The organism is Glaciibacter sp. 2TAF33, assembly GCF_052114945.1.
GTDB lineage: Bacteria > Actinomycetota > Actinomycetes > Actinomycetales > Microbacteriaceae > Cryobacterium.
Map to the genome: position 1 here is coordinate 194,531 of NZ_JBFRFS010000007.1, position 21,314 is coordinate 215,844.

The window sequence follows — 21,314 nt, forward strand, 5'->3', positions numbered from 1 at the left end:
CGCCGGCCGGGGCGAAGCAACGGTTGGAGTCCGATCCGCTCGCTGATCGGGTGAAACATGCGCGGTCGATCGCCTAGCGAAAGCGGGGCTCGACCTCCGTCGGAACGCGTGCCCCGCTCAATAGACTGTGCCGCATGTACGTGCTGCTCTCCGTCGCGCTCCTCGTCCTCGTCGTCGGCGCCCTGGTCGACATCATCACCAGGCCGGACGGCCAGGTGAAGCACCTGCCGAAGATGGTCTGGATTCTGCTGGTCATCTTTCTCCCGGTCATCGGCAGCATCGTGTGGTTCGGGATCGGACGCGAGTACAGCGCTGCAGCGGGCTACCTCAGGCCCGGCGGCCGGCGGCGAAGCGGAGGCCAGACGGCCCGCCGCGCCGAGCCTCCCGCTCCGCGCGCGTCGACCACGGAGGAAGAGCTGGCCGCACTCGAGCGGGAGATCGAATTCCACGAGCAACACGCTCGCCTGAGGCGACTCGAAGCGGAACTGGACAAGCGGCGCGTGGAGCAGAACGACCCATCGTCCGATCCGGCCTGAACCGGCGCCACCCATCACAACACGGAAAGAATGAACCCGAGCACGGACTCGGTGACCAAGGACGACACCCCGTGCGGCCCGAGCGGCGACGACTTCAGCACCGCCATGCCGTGGTCGGCTCCCGGCACGGCCACCACACGGATGCCGGCTCGCCCGCCGGCCTCCGAGGCCACCAGCGCGGCGCTCCCGAACGTGTCGCGGTCGCCCTGCACGACCAGCACCGGCACTGCGGGGAGCAGCAGCTCATCCAGCCGCGAGTTCTCGGGCTTACCGGGCGGGTGGAGCGGGAAGGCGAGGCAGACGACGGCGGCCGCCCGCACGGCATCCGCTGTTCTGCACGCCACGCGGGCGCCCGCGCTGCGGCCGCCGACGAACAGGGGGAGTCCCCGGGCGAGCCCAGCCACCAGTGGCGCGGTTTCACGCCACGCGATGTCGAGCGCGGCCGGGCGCGACGCCACCTTCTTGCCGGCCACCCGCCAGGGTTGCTCGTGCCGCACCACGGTGATGCCGTGGGCGGGCAGCGACGCCGAGAGGGCGGCCAGGTCCCGCGCCCCGATTCCGCCCCCGGCGCCATGCCCGAGCCAGAGCACGGCCGTGGCGGCGGATGCCTGGTCCACGGTCAGGCGCCCTGGTCCGAGTGACGTGGGAGCAATGATTTCCATGAGGAGACGCTACCAACGCCGGGCGCTGGTCGCGCGCGAACTGGTTGCCCTCGAGCGCGCCTGCCGTGAAACTGGGCACTGTGGAGCAGATCAGGCGATTCCGCGCGGCGGCGATCGAATGGGCGGCCGGCGGCGCCGGCGCTCATCAGGCCGGGCTCGTCGCGCACGGGGTCGCCGGTGGTGTCGACCTGAAATCCGTGGTGCTGGTGGAGGGCGCCAGCGACCAGGCCGCGCTCGAAACGCTCGCGGCTCGCCGGGGCCGGCACCTGGCGGAGGAGGGCGTCGCCGTGGTTCCCCTGGGCGGCGCCACCAGCATCGGACGGTTCCTCGAATTGCTCGGCCCGCTCGGGCTTGACCTTCCACTCTCCGGCCTCTGCGACGTCGCGGAGCAGGGCTTCTTCCGACGCAGTCTCGAGCGCACCGGCGTGCTGTCCAACGCTGCATCCGCTGACCTGGAGGCGGCTGGCTTCTTTGTGTGCGTCGACGATCTCGAGGACGAGTTGATCCGCACCCTCGGTACGGATGCCGTGCAACGGGTGATCCAGGCCCAGGGCGAGATGCGGGCTTTCCGCACCTTCCAGAACCAGCCCGCGCAACGCCTGCGGCCCGTCGAGCGCCAGCTGCGACGATTCATGGGCAGCCAGGGCGGGCGTAAGTTCCAGTACGCGCGGGCGCTCGTGGGCGAGCTGGACCTGGACGCCGCGCCCCGCCCCCTCGACCGGCTCCTGGCGCATATCTAGAGCACTCACAGGAAGCGGGCAGCGGATGCCTTACGGACACGAAATGCAGTTCGGAACCTTCATCACGCCGGCCGGCGCCTCGCCGGAGGCAACGGTCTCACTCGCACTGCTCAGCGAGGAGCTCGGCTTCGACCTGGTCACCTTCCAGGACCACCCCTACCAGCCGCGGTTCCTCGACACCTGGACGCTGCTGGCCTGGGTGGCCGCGCGCACCCAGCGGGTGCAGCTCGCCCCGAACGTGTTGAACCTGCCGCTTCGGCCACCCGCGGTCGTCGCTCGCGCCGCCGCCAGCCTCGACCTGCTCTCGCACGGCCGCGTCAACCTGGCGCTCGGGGCCGGTGCCTTCTGGGATGCGATCGCGGCGATGGGCGGACGACGGCTCAGCCCGGGCCAGGCGGTCGACGCTCTCGGTGAGGCGATCGAGGTCATCCGCTCGGTGTGGAACGTCGAGGACACCGCGGTCCTGCGAGCCGGCGGCGAGTACTACCGTGTGGACGGCGCCAAGCGCGGCCCGGCGCCGGCGCACCCCATCCCGATCTGGATCGGTGCGCTGAAGCCACGGATGCTCCGACTGACCGGCCGGGCCGCCGACGGCTGGCTCCCCTCGATCGGCCGCATGCAGCCCGGGGAGTTCCAGGCCTCGAACCGGGTCATCGATGCCGCGGCACGGGACGCCGGTCGCGACCCGGCGGAGATCCGGCGGCTGGTGAACGTCGGCGGCCGGTTCCAGGCGACGACCGGTGGGTTCCTTGTCGGCCCGCCCGGCCATTGGCTCGACGGGCTGCTGCCGCTGGTCCTGGACGACGGTGTGGGCACGATCATCCTCGCCAGCGACGACCCCGACACTCTGCGCCGATTCGCGGACGAGGTCGCACCGGCACTGCGGGACGCCGTCGCGGGCCGTTGATCCGTTGACCCGCCAGAGACTCTGGGAGTACCCTGAGCGCCAAGCCCGGATCGGGGGCGATCCGGGTTCCGGCTTGATCGGAAGGAGTCCGGCCATGCGTCGGGTTTACCAGGTTATCTGCCACATCATCGCCGCCTGCGTGGTCATTCAAGCGGCCGCCATCGCGTGGGCCACATTCACGATCGCCCAGTCCGTCAACCAGGGTTCCGGCGTCCCGGAGGATGCGGACATCGTCGGATTCGTGGTGCACAGCATCGTCGGGCAGCTCGTCGTTCCACTGTTGGCCATCGCCCTGCTGGTGATCGCCTTGATCGGCAGGGCCGGCATCAAATGGTCGGCCTGGCTGCTCCTGGCCGTTTTCGTCCAACTGGTGCTCGGATACGCGTCGTTCGAACTGCCCGGCCTCGGTCTGCTCCACGGCATCAACGCGTTCGTGGTGCTCGGCCTGGCAGAAACCGCAGCGCGGTTGATCGGAACGCGCGCGGCCCGAGACGTCTCTCCGGAGCGCGCCTCGGCCACGTAGGGTGTGCCGCAGACCGCTGCGCTCACTCCGCCCGATTGGAGTGCTGGCCCCCCTGCTCGAATGGGCTTGTGACGCCACGGTAGGCCAGAGCCATCATCATTCCTCCTGCCGCGTGCTCGAGGTTGTGGCAGTGGTCCATCCAGATGCCGGGGTTGTCGGCCACGAACTCGACGATCCACACCTCGCCCGGCTGCACGTCGAACGTGTCCAGCCAGAGCGGTGAGCCGGTCGAACGGATGCCGTCCCTCGAGACCACGCGCACGTGGTGCCCGTGGATGTGCATCGGGTGCGTCTCCCCTCCACGGTTTGCCACCGTGAGCCGCACCAGGTTCCCCTCGCTCACCTCGATGCTCGGGATGTGCGGGAATACCGCGCCGTTCACGGTGTAGCCGTAGGCGGGCACCCCGCGGAGGAACCGGGGGTCGCGGTCGAGGACCATGGTCGCGTCGACCCGGCCGACGCCGCGGGGAATCGCCGTGCCGCCGGCTGTGCCGTAGCTCTGCAGGTCGAGGTCGAGGTCGGGCGCAGCCGTCGTCGACGCCGGAATCATCGCGCCGCCGGGGGCGAGCGACAACGATGCGCGTGTCGAGGCGTTCGTGCTCAGCCTGACACCGGAGCCTGGCAGCTCGAACGACACGTCGAGCCGCCCGCCCGCCGGGATCCGGAGCGCTTTTCCGATCACCGGCGTCGGACCGGTCAGGTCGCGTCCGTCCGCCGCGACGACCAGGAACGCCACCCCGTCGAGGCGGAAGCGGTGTGGGACCTGGTCGGTGTTCACCAGCCGCAGGCGCACCCGCTGCCCGGCTGCCACGTCCCGCGCCGCCGCGGTGTCGGAATCGCCCAGGATCACGCTGCCGCCCACGGTGTGCAACGGAACGGTCAGGTCGACCGACGCCCGCACCCCGCCCGGCGGCAGCACCACAAGTGTGCCGAACAGCCCGCGCCGCACGCCATCGGCCGAGACCTGGTGGGTGTGGTACCAGTACGTGCCCGGATCCGTCGCCGCAAAACGGTAGGTGAAGGATTCGCCGGGCATCACCGCGTCCTGAGTCACCCCGGCTACCCCGTCCTCGCCCGACGGGACGTCGTAGCCGTGCCAGTGGATGGTCACGCCCGCCACGATATCGGTGTTGCGCAGCGTCACCTCGACCAGGTCGCCCTGGTTGACCCGCAACTCGGGGCCGGGCAGCGAACCGTAGGTCCAGGCCGAGATGCTCTTTCCCGACGCCAGCGTCACCTGCTGCCGCCGTGCGGTGAGCTCGAACGCCCGCACGGTCCCCGCCGTTTCGGCGGGGGTGCGCAGGCTGGTCACCGAGACGCTCCCCGACAGTGGTGCCGGGGAAGCAGCGGCACCGTGCACGTGCGCTGCCGCCAGCGCCCCCGGCAGCGCAGCGCTTGCCAGCCACGACACTCCGACGGACGCCACCAGCACCAGGACGCTCGCCGCCGCCAGTGCGGTGACCACCCGTTTCGGCCGCCCCGAGAATACCGAGTAGGCAAGCGCCGTCACCAGCAGCACCACGGCGAGGAGTACCAGCGCGGGGAGGAGCTCCAACGGGTAGCCGATCACCTCCCTGGCCACCACCCCGGCCACACCCGCCGCAGCAGCAGCGACCAGGGCCGCCGTGCCGCGCGCGCCGAGGGCGGTGCTGTTTCCCCTGGCCACGGAGAGCAGGCCCGGCCCGGCTAGAGCGACCCCCGCCACCCCGGCGACAACAGCCAGCGGCACGGCGAAGACGACCTTCTCCTCCACGAACCACCAGCCGTGCGCGAAGAGCAGCGCCGTGAACAGGACCTGGGCCGCCGCGCCGAGGACGCCGACCCCGTACGCGGCGACAGTGAACCAGGCGCCACGCCGGGGGATCCTCGGCGGGTGGGACATGGCGGGCGCGCTCGCCGCAGGCGCCACCCGCGCCCGCAGTCCCGCCGCCAGCACCGCCGCGGCGATCCATGACCCCGCGGTGACGATCGCGGCGACCAGGTCGAGCGCAAGCAGTTGCGACCAGGTCATGACGAATACCGGGGCATGAGCTATTCCTTCGGCGGCGTGTCGGGCACGCCCATCCCGTCCGAATGGGCCAATTGCCCACACGCTACTCCCCGCGCAATTCGAACGCGAGCTTTTCTCAGCGCAGCAACGCCAGCAGGGCGCCGAACCGACCGTAGCCGGCGGGACCTGGTTTCGTCTGCCGCGCCTCGATGCCGAGGGCGTCGGCCAGGCGCTGCCGGCTGAACTCTGAGAGGCTCCAGCCGAGCGGTGCGTCCACCGCCGGGCGGGTGTACGGGGCGGCAACGACCACCGCGCCGGTCGTGCTGCGAAGCGACCGCACTGCGTCGTCGCACGCCGATCCGGCCGCCCGTGGGCAGACGTCGCTGAAGTTGTCATCGAGGCGCTGGAGCCAGGTGCTGGCATCCGTTTGCAGCGGCGTGCCGGCGATCCCGGCCAAGGGCACGAACACCTCAGCCGACAACCCCGAGACGTTGGTCGCGATGTCGGAGCCGAACTTGTTCTGCAGGTACAGTACTATCGGCACCACGAAGGCGCCACCGCCGCCCCCGGCGCTGGCAACGGATGCATTGTGTTCGGCCACGAGGTCCGCGATCGTGGGTGAGAGGTCGGCCAGGGTGCCGAGCCCTGAACCCTCGGCATAGCCCCCGTCGACCAGCTGCACGGCCGGCGCCCGGGCGCAGGCTGAGGCTGAGCCGGGCCCGGAGCCGTTTACCGAGACCGGCGCGGGATGCGGCATCCGCCCACCGGGGGTGATGAAGGGGAAGCGGGCCGAGAGCATGGCGGCCGTCGCCCAGCTGAGCTGTTGCGGGCAGGTCTGCTGGTAGATCGACAGCAGGTCGAGCGTGGCGGGGAGGCCGCGTGAGAGCAATCGGCAGTTCTGGCTGGAACCCGGTTGCTTCTCGGCGGTGTCGGTGGGGAGGGTGACCTGGCTGGCGACGGCGCGGCATCCGGTCGCCGCCACAGTCGAGTTGAGCACCAGCGCGCCAGTGGGGCCTTCGACCGCGCCGTCGAACCGGGTGCGGAGGCTGGGGGCCGCAGCCTCCCATTGGGTTTCCATCAGGCCGGCCCGGTCACGCCAGCGCCCCGTTCCTTCGCCGAGGGCCGGGACCCGGACGCCGGTACTGCCGGCGATCATATCGCCGACGAACAAGCCGGCCAGTGCGGCGGACAGCGCGTCGGGCCCCGACACGGCATCTGCCGCCCGCGGTGCTCCGCTCCCGGTGAGGCGGGCGAGCGCCAGGCCCACCGAGCCCCCGCTCACCCCGCTGGAAACGAACGCGGCGGCGTCACCGCAGCGTCCGGTCTTGCCGAGTTCGGCGAGGGCGCCGGCGGTCCACGCTGCGGCCCGGATTCCACCGCCCTCGGCCGCGATCAACAGCAGCGGCCGGACCGTGGCGCTGCCCGCGGCCGTCGGCACTTTCGTGTCGCACACGGCGCTGCGGTCGAGCCAGTTCCCGAATGCGCCGGTGAGGTCGCCGCGAAGGGCGGGCACGGCCTGGCTGCCCGGGAGCCGCAGCGCGTGCAGGTCGGGGTCGCCGCCGCCCTGGGCGGCGACGAGCGGTACCAGCAACAGCAGGGTGAGCACGGGCGATGCGCGAAGGTGCAGCAGGCGGAACACCTCCAGCGGTCGCCTGCGCTGCAGTTCGACGATGATGGTGCCGATGATCAGCGTCCAGCTGCCGATGCTGAGGATCACCGTGGCCACCACCCCCAGCAGCTGGGAGGTCCGCAGCGGAAACAGCAGCAGGGCCAGGATGGCGGCCGCGCCGATTCCCACCAGCACCCACGCCACCCAGCGCAACCCGGGTTCGGCCAGCGGCGATGTTCGCCGCGGATCGAGCAGCCGGCTCCCGGCCGATGCGGCCCTGGAGGCGGTAGACCTGGACGCGGTGGGCCGGGGCGCTGTGGACCTGGACGCGGTGGACCCAGACGCTGTGGACCCGGACGCGGTGGACCGGGGCGCGGACGGGGCCGCCGAAGCGCGGGCGGCCTGGTCGTCAAGCGCGCGGTCGAGCCGCACCAGGACCCGCTCGCCGCCCCAGATCGCCAGGGCGGCGAAGACCGCACCAGCGATGGCCAGCACCAGGGACTGGGCGCCGGCCGCCGGCGTCACACCGGGATCGGAGACCAGCCAGAGCATCGCCGGGGCGGTGAATGACCGCACCAGGCCGAGCCCTGCGACGGCCAGGAGGAGCAGCGCAAGCGCGTCACCCATCCGCCACACGTATACCGCCAGGCGGACGTTGCGCCGGGCCGGCGGATGTCGCACCCAGAGCGGCACACGCAGTGCGCGCAGCAGCAGCGAACCGGCGACCAGTGCCACCGGCACGGCGACGAAGATCACCAGCACCTGCCCGTCGACGAAGCCGGCACCCCATCCCAGCAGGGTCGCGCCGACGATCGCGGCGGCGGGCCCGATCAGCCACCAGGTGACCGCCGCGGGTGCGCTGGGCACCGTGCGCTGCACCTGCAGTTGCCAGGCGAGTTCGGTCCGGGCCCGGCCCAGGATCAACAATCCCGCCGCGACCAGGAACGATGAGCCGACGGCGGTCCAGAAATGCCCGTCGGCGATCACCAACCGGTCGGTCCACGAGCGTTCGACGTCGGGCAGCTGGTCCCAGATGTTGGCCAGCGGAACCAGCGAGAGCACGCCGAGGAACAGCACGATCACCGCTGACAGCCGCTGGGTGTACAGGGCTCGCGCCATGAGCACCGTGGCGCGCCAGATTCGCTGCCGCACGGTGGGGCTGGCGACAGTGAGAACCACCACCAGCAGCACGAGCACCCACTTGACGGACGCCACACCTCCCTCGACTCCGGCTACCCACGGTGGCCCAGCGTCGCCCGGTGCGTCGCCGAGGGCTCCGCCGACGAGCCAGGCAGCCCCAATGGACAAGGCAATGGCCTCCGCGACTTCCGCCGTCACCAGGAGCAGCACCGCGAACCGGACCCGGTTCACTCCCGCGAACAGCCGCCACAGCAGGAGGGCGTAGCAGGCCACGAACCCCGCGTCCAGCACAACCTGGCCGAGGATCCACCAGCCCACCTTCGCCCCGCCCAGCCCGGGCACGCTCGCCCACACCTGCCAGGCATCGGTGTAGCGCAGGGCCAGCGGCCCGATCGTCTGGGCCAGGGTGCGGCTGCGGCCGCCGTCCCCGAGGGAACCGGCGACCAGCCGGTCGGTCTCGGCCATCGCGATGACCGCCGCGAGCAGGAGCACGCAGAGCGCGCCGATCCGGCCGCGATCTGACAGCATCCGTGCCACGACAGCCCCTTCACTGGGTTCGACTGCTCAGCTCGAGTTTCCCGCGCGGGCGCGACATTGTCGACTGAAATCGCTGATCTCGGCAGAATCGGACCCATCAGCGCTGAATGGAGCCAGCGCTGAATGGAGCCAGCGCTGAATGGAGCCGGCGCGAATTGGGGCCGGCGCGAGTTGAGGCCGGCGTGAATCGAGGTCAGCGCGAATCGAGGTCAGCGGGACGTGTCGTCTGTTCGCCTGCCCTCAACCGGAGCCTGTACGTCCGGGTCCAGCTCGTCCGCCCGCCGGAACTGCTCAGCAGACTCACTTCGAATGCCGTCGGCGTCGGCCCGGTGCGTGGCGCTCTCCCGGCTCAACCGCTCAGCGTCAACCTGCGCCTGTTTGGCCGCAGCCTCGGCGCGCAAGGCCTCTGCCTCCCGCTCCCGCGCCGCGAGATCCGCCTCTTGGGCCTTGGTGCGCAGTTCGCCGGCCTCGTGCCGTTGTGCCGCCACGCGCGCTTCCTGGCGTCGTCGTGAGGCGAAGACCACGACGGCAATGATCGCGATGACAACGATGATGCCGACAATGATCCAGATGAGTACGCTCATGTCCATGGTGCGACCGCCTTCTGCTGAGGCACCCTGGCTGGATCTCAACTCGGGTCCACAGCTGCTACTCCTTACTAAACCCTTGATCCGCCGAACTTCCTAGGATTCCGGCTGGGATGCCCCGCTCGCGAGGCAGTAAGCTGTTACCGCACAGCAGGCACAAGTGAATATCGGGCCACAAAGGTCGATGCGGGAGAGCCGGACGTCACGACGAACCGGCACCGAAGGAGCAATCCTCCCCGACAATCTCTCAGGTACGCGTACCGCATCGAACTGGCCGCTCTGAAAAGTGGACCTCGCCAAGCGAGATCCGGATCGAGCCTGTCGAGAACTTTCGGCTTGCAGATCCGGATGAACGAGGTCCCGCCCATGGTGAAAGTCGCCCCACACCGCGACGAAGCTCTCAGGCCTGACGACAGAGGGGGAGTTCCCAGGGGCTCGAACGAGCCCCGACGACTCTCGTCCGGCATCCGCTCGGCGACGAACCGGAGAACTCATGACCTCGGCTACCGACAGTTCCGCCAGCACCACCGAACGCTTCTCGCCGTTGCACCAGGCACACGTTGACGCCGGCGCCAGCTTCACCGACTTCGCCGGGTGGCAGATGCCGGTGCGCTACTCGAGCGACCTGGCCGAGCATCACGCGGTGCGTACCACCGCCGGCTTGTTCGACCTCTCGCACATGGCCGAGATCAAGGTGTCGGGCCCCGACTCCGCGACCTACCTCGACTTCGCGCTGGCGGGCAAGATCTCGGTGATCGACCTGTGGCAGGCCAAGTACAGCCTGCTCCTGAACGAGGCCGGCGGGATCATCGACGACGTCGTGGTGTACCGCCTGGGCGATGAGAGCTTCCTCGTGGTCGCCAATGCCGGCAACCGTCACCCCGCCTACGAGGCGTTCGCCGCCCGTGCCGCCCGGTTCGACGTCACTGTCGAAGACCGGAGCGACGACTACGCGCTGATTGCCGTGCAAGGTCCGGTGGCGCGCTCGATCGTCGAGGCCACCGCCGGCATCACCGACCTCCGCACCCCGCTTGAGCACCTGAAGTACTACCGCGCCACGGACGCCTCCTTCGAGGGCCTGCCGCTGCTCATCGCGCGCACCGGGTACACCGGGGAAGACGGCTTCGAGCTCTACCTGCACACGGATGCCGCGGTGCGGCTGTGGAACGCGCTCGCGACAGCGGGCGCCGCGTTCGGCCTGGTTCCGGCCGGCCTCGCCAGTCGCGACACCCTGCGCCTGGAGGCGGGCATGCCGCTGTACGGGCACGAGCTCACGACCGGCACATTCCCGGCCCAGGCCGGCCTCGGCCGGGTGGTCAACCTCGCCAAGGACACCGATTTCATCGGCCGCGCCGCCAGCGAGGAAGGCCCGAGCGCCGAGGCGCGCGTGCTGGTCGGCCTTGTCGGCGCCGGAAAGCGCGCCGGCCGGGCGGGTTACGCGATCTTCGACAGCGCCGACGCCACGGAGGCAGCGGGGGAGATCACCAGCGGCGCCCTGTCCCCGACGCTCGGCTACCCGATCGCGATGGCCTACGTCGCACCCCGCCTGGCCCGTCCGGACACGGAGGTTTACATCGACGTCCGCGGCACCCGGATCCCGGCGACCGTCACGCCGCTTCCGTTCTACAAACGACCCAAGTAAGGCCCGGCCGGTCCCACCAGGCAGACACACCGCATCCGTTCTCGCACTCACCCGATTCGCCGATTTCCTGAGAGGAAACCCCATGGCAGACAAGACCGAACTCCAGTACACCGCAGAGCACGAATGGCTGCTCATCGACCCTTCGACAGGCCCAGGACACGGGGGCACGGCGACCGTCGGCATCACCGCGTATGCCGCGGAGAAGCTCGGCGACGTGGTCTTCGTCGAGCTTCCGGCGGTCGGCTCCACTGTCGCGGGCGGAACCGTCGTCGGTGAGATCGAGTCCACCAAGTCGGTCGGCGAACTGTTCGCGCCCGTTGACGGCACCGTGACGGCGACCAACGACGCCGTGGTCGCGAGCCCGGAACTGGTCAACAGTGATCCCTTCGGCGAGGGCTGGCTGATCCAGGTTTCCTTCACCGAACTGCCCACCCTCCTCAGCTACGCCGAGTACTCCGCCCTCGTCGGCGAGTAACCGCACTACAGAAACCGGTTCACCCGCACATGTCAGTACCCTTCACCCAGCGCCACATCGGAACGGATGCGAGCGCGCAATCCCGCATGCTCGGCACCGTCGGCTACGACTCACTCGACGAGCTCGTGAACGCCGCCATTCCGCCATCGATCCACGTCGACCGGTTCCGGGCCCCTGACGACAGCGTGTTGCCGCCGGCCGCCACCGAACCTGAGGCGATCAGCGAGCTGCGCGCCCTGGCCTCGCGGAACACGGTGAAACGGTCGATGATCGGGCTCGGCTACTACGACACCGTCACGCCGGCCGTGATCAAGCGGAACGTGCTCGAGAACCCGAGCTGGTACACCGCGTACACGCCGTACCAGCCCGAAATCTCGCAGGGCCGGCTCGAAGCCCTGATCAACTTCCAGACCATGGTCGCCGACCTCACCGGGCTCACCACGGCGAACGCGTCGATGCTGGACGAGTCCACCGCGGTGGTCGAAGGAATGCTGCTGGCCCGGCGCGCCTCGAAGGTGGCGTCACGCCGGTTCATCGTCGACGCCGACACGATGCCGCAGACGAAGGCGTTGCTGGCCAGCCGTGCCGCCGCAGTCGGGATCGAACTCGTCGAGGTCGCGTTGGTCGAGCTCGTCGAGACCACCGGACTCGGCGAGCACTTCGGCGTCTTCATCCAGTACCCCGGCGCCTCCGGGCGGGTCTGGAACCCGGCGCCCGTCATCGCGGCCTCCAAGGCGCAGGGCGCGCTCGCCGTCGTCGCCGCGGACCTCCTTGCCCTCACCCTGATCACCTCGCCGGGCGAACTCGGTGCCGACGTCGCCGTCGGCACCAGCCAGCGGTTCGGCGTGCCGATGGGGTTCGGCGGCCCGCACGCCGGCTACATGGCCGTGCGCGCCGGCCTCGAACGCCAGCTTCCCGGCCGCCTGGTCGGGGTCAGCGTGGATGCCGCCGGCCACCCCGCCTACCGGTTGTCGCTGCAAGTGCGTGAGCAGCACATCCGCCGCGACAAGGCCACGTCGAACATCTGCACGGCGCAGGTGCTGCTCGCGGTGATGGCCGGCATGTACGCCGTCTACCACGGGCCGGACGGGCTGGCGGCGATCGCCAGGCAGGTGCACGAACGGGCCGGCCAGCTCGTTGCCGCCCTCCGCGTCGCGGGCGTCGACGTCGATGCCCAGACCTACTTCGACACCGTCCGGGTGTCAGTGCCCGGTCGCGCGGCCGCGGTCACCGCTGCGGCCGCCGACGCCGGAGTCAACCTGTACCAGGTGGACGCCGACACGATCGGCCTCTCCGTGGACGAGACCACTACCGTCGCGGACCTCACCCGGGTGCTCGGCGCCTTCGGCGCGCGCGACTCGTTCGGCCACGTCGACCTCCCGACCATCCCGTCCGGACTCCCCGACGAGCTGGCCCGCACCACCGAGTACCTCACCCACGCGGTGTTCAACACCCACCGGTCGGAGACCAGCATGATGCGCTACCTCAAGCGCCTCGCCGACTACGACTACGCGCTCGACCGCGGCATGATCCCGCTCGGCTCCTGCACCATGAAGCTGAACGCCGCCACCGAGATGGAATCCATCACCTGGCCGGAGTTCGCCGGAATCCACCCGTTCGCGCCGCGCGCCGACGTGGAGGGATACCTCGACCTGATCGGCCAGCTGGAGACCTGGCTGACGGATGTCACCGGCTACGACTCCGTGTCCCTGCAGCCGAACGCCGGGAGCCAGGGCGAGCTCGCCGGGCTGCTCGCCATCCGCGGCTACCACCTGTCGCGTGGCGACGTCGACCGCACCATTTGCCTGATCCCATCGAGTGCGCACGGGACCAATGCGGCATCCGCTGTGCTGGCCGGCATGAAGGTGGTGGTGGTTGCCTGCGACGAACTCGGCAACGTCGACCTCGACGACCTCCGCGCGAAGATCACCCAGCACGCCGCCGCCATCGCGGCGCTGATGATCACCTACCCGTCGACGCACGGCGTCTACGAGCACGAGGTCAGCGCGATCTGTGCCGCAGTGCACGACGCCGGGGGACAGGTCTACGTCGACGGCGCCAACCTCAACGCACTGCTCGGGTTCGCGCGCTTCGGCGACTTCGGCGGCGATGTCTCGCACCTCAACCTGCACAAGACGTTCTGCATCCCGCACGGCGGCGGGGGACCGGGCGTCGGCCCGGTCGCGGCCAAGGCGCACCTCGCGCCGTTCCTGCCGGGGCATCCGCTCGCACAGGGCGCCGAGCACTACCTGCGCTCCTCCGACCGGGCCGGGGTCGATTCCGATGACGTGGCCGGCACGATCGTGCACGCCGGCGGCCCTGTCTCCGCCGCCCCGTACGGCAGCCCGAGCATCCTCCCGATCTCCTGGGCGTATGTGCGGATGATGGGCGCCGACGGCCTCAAGCAGGCCACCGGTGCGGCGGTGCTCGCCGCGAACTACGTGGCCGCCCGGCTGCGGGACTCGTTCCCGGTGCTGTACGCCGGCGACAACGGCCTGGTCGCACACGAGTGCATCCTCGACCTCCGCCCGCTCACCGAGGCCACCGGTGTGACCGTCGACGACGTCGCGAAGCGCCTGATCGACTACGGCTTCCACGCCCCGACGATGAGCTTCCCGGTGGCAGGCACCCTGATGGTGGAGCCCACCGAGAGCGAGGACCTCGCCGAGATCGACCGTTTCGTCGACGCCATGATCGCGATCAAGGGCGAAGCGGATGCCGTGGCCGGCGGAACCTGGCCGGCGGACGACAACCCGCTGCGGAACGCCCCGCACACGGCGCAGTCCGTGATCGAAGGCGAGTGGGAGCATCCGTACGACCGTCCGACCGCGGTCTACCCGGTGCACACCCTGGTGCGGAACAAGTACTGGCCGCCGGTGCGCCGGATCGACCAGGCCTACGGCGACCGCAACCTGGTCTGCGCCTGCCCGCCGCCCGAGGCCTTCGAGTGAACCCGGCCCCCGACCCATCTCCCTCGCGCGCCTGAACTCAGGATGCGGGCGCGACGAGGTCCGGCCACCAGGCCAGCGCCAGCGGGTACCCGACGAACGAGACGATGTCGAGCACCCAGTGCGCGACGACGAGGGGCGCGGTGCGTCCCCAGCGGGCGTAGCACCAGCCGAACAGCACCCCCATCAGCACATTCCCGACGAACGGCCCGACGCCCTGGTACAGGTGGTAGCTGCCGCGGAGCACGGCCGAGGCGAGGATGATCCGCCACTTCGACCAGCCCAGCTCGGCCAGCCGGGTGAACAGGTAACCGACCACGATGATCTCCTCGCTGAGCGCCGACCGGAGCGCCGAGAGGATCAGGATCGGGATGGTCCACCAGTAGGCGGAGTCGGGCTGGGTCGTCACGGCCACCGTGATGCCCAGTGCCCGCCCGGCGAGGTAGAGGCCGATGCCCGGAATGCCGATCACGAGGAGCAGGGCCACGCCGCCGAGGAGGTCCCGCCGGGGCCGGGTGAAATCGAACCCGATCCGCCGGAATGCGCTTCGCCCGGGCTGCCAGAGCAGGTAGAGCACCAGCGCCACGGCGAACAGTTCGAAGAAGATGCCGAGGAACTGGTAGGTGAAGTCCAGCCACTCCCGCTGCGACTGCGAGCGGTTCAGCGCCGTCGACTGCTCGGCCAGGGGCTTGCCCGCCGTCAGCATGGCGATGATGGCGACGATCGAATAGACAGCGGATGCCCCGAGCGACAACCCGAGGACGATCACGACCTCCCAGCGGCGGCGCATCCGCTCGCTCCGGGACACTCCGGCCTCGGTGAGCGCCGTCGGCGTCACCGATTGCCCGGAACACGGCAGGCGGGCGTCCCACCCGGAAGGCGATAACGGTACCGGGCGACCAGCCGGTAGGCGGCGTCGGCCCCCAACGACCACGGTGGAACGGTGGCCAGCCAGCCCAGGAAACGTAGCGCGGCCGACGGCTGGTGCCGGAGCAAGGCGGCAACGGCTGTCGCGCCCCCGTACTGCCGTCCCTCGGTGACCAGCCAGACCATCGATGCGCCGTCAGCCTCGGTGAGGCCGTGCGGTTCAAGGTCGATCCACTGGTACGGAGCTGCGGCCGGCATCGCCGGAAGACTGCGGGCCAGCCGGTCGACAGCGGTGGTGCAGAAACCGCAGTCTCCATCGAATATCAGGAGGGGAGGGGTGCCGTGCAGTCCAGCGATCGCCATACGTCAATACTGGCACCGCCGGGTCGGCGCCGCGGTCGACTCGGGACCGCATCTGCTTACATGGAATTCGGAGAAAAGTGAAGAATTTCTGCAGAGTTGTGAGAATGACGCAATAATCATCCGTGAATTGTTACTCATGGGTAACGTTTCCGGCCTCGCTTTGGTGGGAACGTCCCGATGGATTTAGGGTCGACTTCAACTGGCGTTTCAGCGGTATCCAAACCATGCGGCCACAAACCGTGCTGCACGCCCACTTTGCACAGGAGGAAAATTGAAAATCAAGAGAATTGGCATTGCTGCCATTGCTCTGGCAGCGGCGGGGGCCCTGACGCTCTCCGGGTGCGCCAGCGGCGGCTCAACAGCCCCCGCGTCGAGCAGCGGTGACGCCAGCGCCATCGTCACGACGAACGGCTCTGAACCGCAGAACCCGTTGATCCCGACCAACACCAACGAAACCGGTGGCGGCAAGATCCTCGACGCGATGTTCGCCGGCCTGGTCTACTACGACGAGAAGGGCGCGCCGCACAACGACGTTGCCGACTCGATCAAGACCGACGACAACACCACATTCACGATCAAGATCAAGTCCGGCCTGAAGTTCACCAACGGTGAGCCGATCACGTCGAACAGCTTCGTTGACGCGTGGAACTACGGTGCCCTGCTTAGCAACGCGCAGCTCTCCAGCTACTTCTTCGAGGACATCGAAGGCTTCAGCTACGACGCCGACAGCCCCCTCACCGGTCTGAAGGTCGTCGATGACAACACGTTCACCGTGACGCTGACCAGTGCGCTGGCCGACTTCCCGCTGCGCCTCGGCTACTCGGCGTTCTACCCGCTGCCCGCGTCCGCGTTCAAGGACATGGCCGCATTCGGGGCGAACCCGGTCGGCAACGGCCCGTACAAGCTGGCCAGCGCCAGCGCGTGGAAGCACAACGAGCAGATCGACCTGGTCAAGAACGACGACTACACCGGTGGTCGCAAGGCACAGAACGGCGGTCTCACGATCAAGTTCTACGCTGACCAGGGCGCAGCGTACGCTGACCTGCTCGCGAACAACCTGGACGTTCTGGACGCTCTTCCGGACAGCGCGTACGGCACCTACAAGACCGACCTCGGCGACCGTGCCATCAACCAGCCGGCAGCGATCTTCCAGTCGTTCACCATCCCGGACCGCCTCGCGCACTTCGGTGGCGAAGAGGGAAAGCTCCGCCGTCAGGCGCTCTCGATGGCCATCAACCGCCCCGAGATCACCAAGGTGATCTTCCAGGGCACCCGCACCCCGGCCTCCGACTTCACGTCGCCGGTCATCAACGGGTGGTCTGACAAGCTCAATGGCGCCGACGTGCTGAAGTTCAACGAGAAGAAGGCGAAGGACCTCTGGGCCCAGGCCGACAAGATCTCCCCGTGGTCGGGATCCTTCCAGATCGCGTACAACGCGGATGGTGGACACCAGGGCTGGGTCGACGCTGTGACCAACAGCATCAAGAACGTGCTCGGTATTGACGCCTCCGGCGCACCGTACCCGACGTTCAAGGAAGCTCGCACCCTGATCACGAACCGCACCATCGAGACTGCCTTCCGCACCGGATGGCAGGCCGACTACCCGGGTCTGTTCAACTTCCTCGGCCCGCTGTACGCGACCAACGCCGGCTCCAACGACGGTGACTACTCGAACCCCAAGTTCGACGCGCTGCTGAAGAAGGGGTCGACCGAAAGCGACCTGGATGCCGCTAACAAGGACTTCCAGGCAGCACAGGAGATCCTCCTGCAGGACCTCCCGGCCATCCCGCTGTGGTACTCGAACGTGACCGGTGGCTACGGCGAGAGTGTGCAGAACGTGCACTTCGGCTGGAACTCCGTGCCGCTGTACTACGAAATCACCAAGAGCAAGTAACCGCTCTAAACACAATGGGGGTGATGACTGAGTCATCGCCCCCATTGCATGTGCGGGCTACCACGGAAAAACGCATCCACCGATGCTCCAACTCCACGCGACAAGAACTAACATGGTTTGCGCGCAGGTAGCCTGAACGGATGCTGGTCGCCCGATAACAGTTAGGTTCCGATTCCCGTATGACTACTTACCCCGCTCCGGAGGCATAGGCGCCTCATGACCGGCTACATTCTCAGACGCGTTCTCCAGGCGATCCCGGTTTTCCTCGGGACCACCTTCCTCATCTACTTCATGGTCTTCGCCATGCCGGGTGACCCGATCCTCGCCCTCTTCGGCGACAAGACGCCCAACCCGGCCGTGGTCGCCCAGCTGCGTGCGCAGTACCACCTCGACCAGCCGTTCATCGTGCAGTACTTCATCTACCTCGGCGGCATCTTCCGCGGAGACTTCGGGCTCTCCTTCTCCGGTGAGCCGATCAACCAGGTGTTGGCCCGCACATTCCCCGTCACCGGGCGACTGGCAATAATGTCGATCATCTTCCTGGCGATCTCAGGCATCTTCGTCGGCCTGGTCTCCGGTCTTCGCAAGGGCAAACTGTTCGACGGAAGCTCACTCGCGGTCAGCCTGATCCTGATCTCCCTGCCGATCTTCGTGATCGCCTTCGTCGCACAGTACGTCTTCGGCGTCTGGCTCGGCTGGGCGCGAACAACGGTGGGCAGCGGTGCTCCGCTCCAGGACCTGATACTGCCGGCGCTGGTGCTGGCCAGTGCCAGCTTCGCCCAGGTGATGCGCCTGACCCGGTCGTCCGTGATCGAGACCTCCGGCCTCGATTTCGTGCGCACCGCCTACAGCAAGGGACTCAGCCGGGGGCGCGTCATCCCGGTGCACATCCTGCGTAACTCACTCATCCCGGTGGTGACCTACCTGGCAACGGACTTCGGTGTGCTCCTCGTCGGTGCGACGATCACGGAGGGCATCTTCAACGTCCCCGGCGTCGGAAACACCCTCTTCCAGGCCATCAGACGTGGCGAAGGCCCCACAGTCGTGTCCTTCGTGACCGTCATGGTGTTGCTGTACCTCGTCGTCAACCTCGTCGTTGACCTGCTCTACGGTCTGCTCGACCCAAGGATCCGCTATGTCAAATAACACGCATTACGTCGCGCCGCTGGAGGAGACCCCTCTACTCAGCATCGACGCCGTCAAAGTCGCCGAGAAGCGCAGCAACCTGTGGCTCGACGCATGGCAGGACCTCCGCGGGCGGCCGATGTTCTGGATCTCGTTCGCACTGATCGTGCTCGTCGTCCTGGTCGCATTGCTGCCCGGCCTGTTCACGCAGACGCCGCCCAACAACCAGTGCTTCCTGGCCAACAGCAACGCCGGCCCCACCGCGGGCCACCCGCTCGGGTTCACCAAACAGGGCTGTGACATCTACTCGCGGATCATCCACGGCACGTCGACCTCACTGACCGTCGGCATCATTGTGATCATCCTGACCACATTCCTCGGCCTGGTCTTCGGCGCCTTCGCCGGCTTCTACGGCGGCTGGGTCGACTCGGTGCTCTCCCGTGTGGGCGACATCTTCTTCTCGATCCCGTACATCCTGGCCGCAGTGGTCATCATGTCGGTGCTGTCGCAGTATCGGAGCGTGTGGAGCATCTCGCTCGCCATCGGTATCTTCGCGTGGCCGGCAACGGCGCGCGTACTCCGAAGTGAGATCCTCAGGGTGAAGAACGCGGACTTCGTGATGGCGTCGACGGCCCTGGGGCTCTCGCGCTTCAAGATCCTCCTCAAGCACGTGCTGCCGAACTCCATCGCCCCGGTCATCGTCATCACGACGATCTCGCTGGCCGGCGCGATCGTCGCCGAAGCCAGCCTCTCCTTCCTCGGCGTCGGCCTGGGAAGCGACATCATGTCCTGGGGCAATGACATCAACCAGGCGCAGAACGATCTCCGGGTCGCACCGCAAACCCTGATCTACCCGTCCATTGCGCTGTCCATCACCGTGTTCGCGTTCATCTCGCTCGGCGAGGTTGTGCGGGATGCGCTCGACCCGAAGGCGAGGGCACTCCGTTGAGCCAGTCACAGACCATTGCCGAAAGCGCCGAAGCCTACCCGGTCGGCCAGCCACTGCTGCAGATCAAGAACCTTCAGGTGGGTTTCCAGACCCAGAACGGGCTGGTCCCCGCCGTCAACGGCGTTGACATCACGCTGAACGCCGGTCAGACCCTCGCCATCGTCGGCGAGTCCGGCTCCGGCAAGTCGACAACGGCCCACGCGATCATCAACCTGTTGCCCGGCTCCGGCCGGATCTCGGGTGGTGAAGTGCTCTTCCAGGGCCGCGACCTCACCAAGCTCGATGAAAAAGAGATGGAAGAGGTGCGTGGTCGTGAGATCGGCTTCGTGCCGCAGGACCCGATGTCCAACCTCAACCCGGTGTGGAGCATCGGCTTCCAGGTGGAGGAGGCGATCCGTGCGAACGGCATCGCCAGCGGCAAGGAGGTCAAGAAGCACGCCATCCAGGTGCTGAAGGAAGCCGGCCTCGCCGACGCCGACAAGCGGATGCGCCAGTTCCCGCACCAGTTCTCCGGCGGTATGCGCCAGCGGGTGCTGATCGGAATGGGGCTGTCGTCGCGGCCGAAGCTGCTCATCGCCGATGAGCCCACTTCTGCGCTCGACGTCACCGTGCAGCGGATCATCCTGGACCACCTCGAGACGCTCACCCGCGACCTCGGCACGGCCGTGCTGTTCATCACGCACGACCTCGGCCTGGCCGCGGAACGCGCCGAGCAACTTGTGGTCATGTACAAGGGCAAGGTCGTCGAGTCCGGGCCGTCCCGGGAGATCCTCGAGAACCCGATCCACCCGTACACGCAGCGACTCGTGGCCGCGGCCCCGAGCCTGGCGTCGCGCCGGATCCAGTCCGCCAGTGCGAGCCTCGGCGCCATCAGCTACCGGCCGACGGATGCCGGTGCCAGCGTCGACCTGATCGAGGCCGCCGAGCTGCGAGCCGAGAAGCAGGCCGAAACCCACACCGCGGAGTCCGCCATCGTGGTCGACTCGCTCACCAAGGTCTTCAAGATCCGCGGCGAGCGGGGAGAGGGCAAGCACTTCAAGGCCGTCGACGATGTCTCGTTCTCGGTTGAGCGCGGCACGACGATGGCACTGGTGGGGGAGTCCGGTTCGGGCAAGTCGACCGTGGCCAAGCTCCTGCTGCGCTTGGAAGACGCAACCAGCGGGCAGATCGAGATCGGCGGCAACGACATCGCGCCGCTCAAGGGACGCAAGCTCCTTGAGCTGCGCCGCAAGATGCAGCCGGTGTTCCAGGACCCGTACGGCTCCCTCGACCCGCTGCGCAACATCGGGAACACCATCTCCGAACCGTTGCTGGTGCACAAGGTCGGGGACCGCGCCTCCCGCAGGAAGCGCGTGGACGAGTTGCTCGACCAGGTCGCCCTGCCGTCAGCATTGGCCACCCGGTACCCGAACGAGCTTTCCGGCGGGCAGCGCCAGCGCGTCGCCATCGCCAGGGCCCTGGCGCTGAAGCCGGAGATCGTCATCCTCGACGAGGCAGTCTCGGCGCTCGACGTCCTGGTACAGGCGCAGATCCTGAGCCTGTTGGCTGAGCTGCAGTCTGAGCTCGGCCTCACCTACCTGTTCATCACCCACGACCTGGCGGTCGTGCGTGTGATCGCCGACCAGGTGTGCGTGATGAAGAAGGGCAAGATCGTGGAGTCCTCCTCGGTCGACCAGGTCTTCGACAACCCGCAGGAGCAGTACACCCGCGACCTGCTGGACGCCATCCCCGGGGCGAACCTCACGCTCGGGGTCTGATTCATCGGTGGTCGAGCTCGTCCAGATCCAGGTCTCGGCGAACTCGACCACCGACGCACAGGG

The 21,314-nt window shown here is 68.4% G+C and carries 17 protein-coding genes and 1 riboswitch; of the genes, 11 read left to right on the forward strand and 6 right to left on the reverse strand.

Annotation, left to right across the window (positions count from 1 at the left end; all coding sequences use genetic code 11):
- The first annotated feature begins 134 nt into the window (after positions 1–134).
- Entirely contained in the window at positions 135–536 is a 402-nt protein-coding gene (locus AB4Y94_RS09110) for a PLD nuclease N-terminal domain-containing protein (protein ID WP_441727411.1), read from the forward strand.
- A gap of 14 nt (positions 537–550) precedes the next feature.
- On the opposite strand, the gene AB4Y94_RS09115 is transcribed toward AB4Y94_RS09110, so the two are convergent.
- The gene (locus AB4Y94_RS09115) at positions 551–1,198 is read right to left on the reverse strand and encodes an alpha/beta hydrolase family protein (protein WP_441727412.1); all 648 of its coding nucleotides are present in this window, start codon (positions 1,196–1,198) and stop codon (positions 551–553) included.
- Positions 1,199–1,263: 65 nt separating this feature from the next.
- On the opposite strand from AB4Y94_RS09115, the gene AB4Y94_RS09120 reads away from it, so the two are divergent.
- The 3 genes from AB4Y94_RS09120 (at position 1,264) to AB4Y94_RS09130 (ending at position 3,368) form a co-directional block, all read left to right on the forward strand.
- On the forward strand, positions 1,264–1,938 hold the full coding sequence (locus tag AB4Y94_RS09120; RefSeq protein WP_441727413.1) for a TOPRIM nucleotidyl transferase/hydrolase domain-containing protein: 675 nt from the start codon (positions 1,264–1,266) through the stop codon (positions 1,936–1,938).
- A 43-nt stretch (positions 1,939–1,981) separates the two neighbouring features.
- Positions 1,982–2,845 carry an LLM class flavin-dependent oxidoreductase gene (locus AB4Y94_RS09125; RefSeq protein WP_441727414.1) on the forward strand — a complete coding sequence of 288 codons (864 nt, stop codon included), beginning with the start codon at positions 1,982–1,984 and terminating at the stop codon, positions 2,843–2,845.
- Between the two features lie 94 nt (positions 2,846–2,939).
- Entirely contained in the window at positions 2,940–3,368 is a 429-nt protein-coding gene (locus AB4Y94_RS09130) for a hypothetical protein (protein ID WP_441727415.1), read from the forward strand.
- A 22-nt stretch (positions 3,369–3,390) separates the two neighbouring features.
- On the opposite strand, the gene AB4Y94_RS09135 is transcribed toward AB4Y94_RS09130, so the two are convergent.
- From AB4Y94_RS09135 to AB4Y94_RS09145, 3 genes are all read right to left on the reverse strand, one after another.
- Complete coding sequence (locus tag AB4Y94_RS09135; protein ID WP_441727416.1) at positions 3,391–5,379, reverse strand: multicopper oxidase family protein; 1,989 nt, start codon at positions 5,377–5,379, stop codon at positions 3,391–3,393.
- 115 nt (positions 5,380–5,494) lie between these two features.
- Positions 5,495–8,644, reverse strand: coding sequence for a hypothetical protein (locus AB4Y94_RS09140; protein WP_441727417.1), 3,150 nt, complete (start codon positions 8,642–8,644; stop codon positions 5,495–5,497).
- A gap of 209 nt (positions 8,645–8,853) precedes the next feature.
- Positions 8,854–9,234, reverse strand: a complete 381-nt coding sequence (locus AB4Y94_RS09145) for a hypothetical protein (protein ID WP_441727418.1) — start codon at positions 9,232–9,234, stop codon at positions 8,854–8,856.
- A 174-nt stretch (positions 9,235–9,408) separates the two neighbouring features.
- A riboswitch (glycine riboswitch) is annotated at positions 9,409–9,504 on the forward strand.
- A gap of 220 nt (positions 9,505–9,724) precedes the next feature.
- Between AB4Y94_RS09145 and gcvT the strand changes: the two genes are divergently transcribed.
- The 3 genes from gcvT to gcvP all read left to right on the forward strand — a co-directional run bounded on the left by gcvT (position 9,725) and on the right by gcvP (position 14,299).
- A complete protein-coding gene (gene gcvT, locus AB4Y94_RS09150) occupies positions 9,725–10,873 on the forward strand; it encodes a glycine cleavage system aminomethyltransferase GcvT (protein WP_441727419.1) in 1,149 nt (382 codons plus the stop codon).
- 82 nt (positions 10,874–10,955) lie between these two features.
- Positions 10,956–11,348, forward strand: coding sequence for a glycine cleavage system protein GcvH (gene gcvH / locus AB4Y94_RS09155; RefSeq protein WP_441727420.1), 393 nt, complete (start codon positions 10,956–10,958; stop codon positions 11,346–11,348).
- 29 nt (positions 11,349–11,377) lie between these two features.
- On the forward strand, positions 11,378–14,299 hold the full coding sequence (gene gcvP, locus AB4Y94_RS09160; protein WP_441727421.1) for an aminomethyl-transferring glycine dehydrogenase: 2,922 nt from the start codon (positions 11,378–11,380) through the stop codon (positions 14,297–14,299).
- A 37-nt stretch (positions 14,300–14,336) separates the two neighbouring features.
- Here gcvP and AB4Y94_RS09165 read toward each other — a convergent pair whose 3' ends face one another.
- Positions 14,337–15,134 carry a CPBP family intramembrane glutamic endopeptidase gene (locus AB4Y94_RS09165; RefSeq protein WP_441727422.1) on the reverse strand — a complete coding sequence of 266 codons (798 nt, stop codon included), beginning with the start codon at positions 15,132–15,134 and terminating at the stop codon, positions 14,337–14,339.
- Positions 15,131–15,526 carry a thiol-disulfide oxidoreductase DCC family protein gene (locus AB4Y94_RS09170; RefSeq protein ID WP_441727423.1) on the reverse strand — a complete coding sequence of 132 codons (396 nt, stop codon included), beginning with the start codon at positions 15,524–15,526 and terminating at the stop codon, positions 15,131–15,133. The genes AB4Y94_RS09165 and AB4Y94_RS09170 overlap by 4 nt, the downstream gene beginning before the upstream one ends.
- A 271-nt stretch (positions 15,527–15,797) precedes the next feature.
- Between AB4Y94_RS09170 and AB4Y94_RS09175 the strand changes: the two genes are divergently transcribed.
- From AB4Y94_RS09175 to AB4Y94_RS09190, 4 genes are all read left to right on the forward strand, one after another.
- Complete coding sequence (locus tag AB4Y94_RS09175) at positions 15,798–17,420, forward strand: peptide ABC transporter substrate-binding protein (protein WP_441727424.1); 1,623 nt, start codon at positions 15,798–15,800, stop codon at positions 17,418–17,420.
- Positions 17,421–17,636: 216 nt separating this feature from the next.
- Complete coding sequence (locus tag AB4Y94_RS09180; protein WP_441727425.1) at positions 17,637–18,566, forward strand: ABC transporter permease; 930 nt, start codon at positions 17,637–17,639, stop codon at positions 18,564–18,566.
- Positions 18,556–19,494 carry an ABC transporter permease gene (locus AB4Y94_RS09185; protein WP_441727426.1) on the forward strand — a complete coding sequence of 313 codons (939 nt, stop codon included), beginning with the start codon at positions 18,556–18,558 and terminating at the stop codon, positions 19,492–19,494. Before AB4Y94_RS09180 ends, AB4Y94_RS09185 begins: the two co-directional genes overlap by 11 nt.
- Positions 19,491–21,251 carry a dipeptide ABC transporter ATP-binding protein gene (locus AB4Y94_RS09190; RefSeq protein ID WP_441727427.1) on the forward strand — a complete coding sequence of 587 codons (1,761 nt, stop codon included), beginning with the start codon at positions 19,491–19,493 and terminating at the stop codon, positions 21,249–21,251. Before AB4Y94_RS09185 ends, AB4Y94_RS09190 begins: the two co-directional genes overlap by 4 nt.
- The last annotated feature ends 63 nt before the right edge of the window (positions 21,252–21,314 follow it).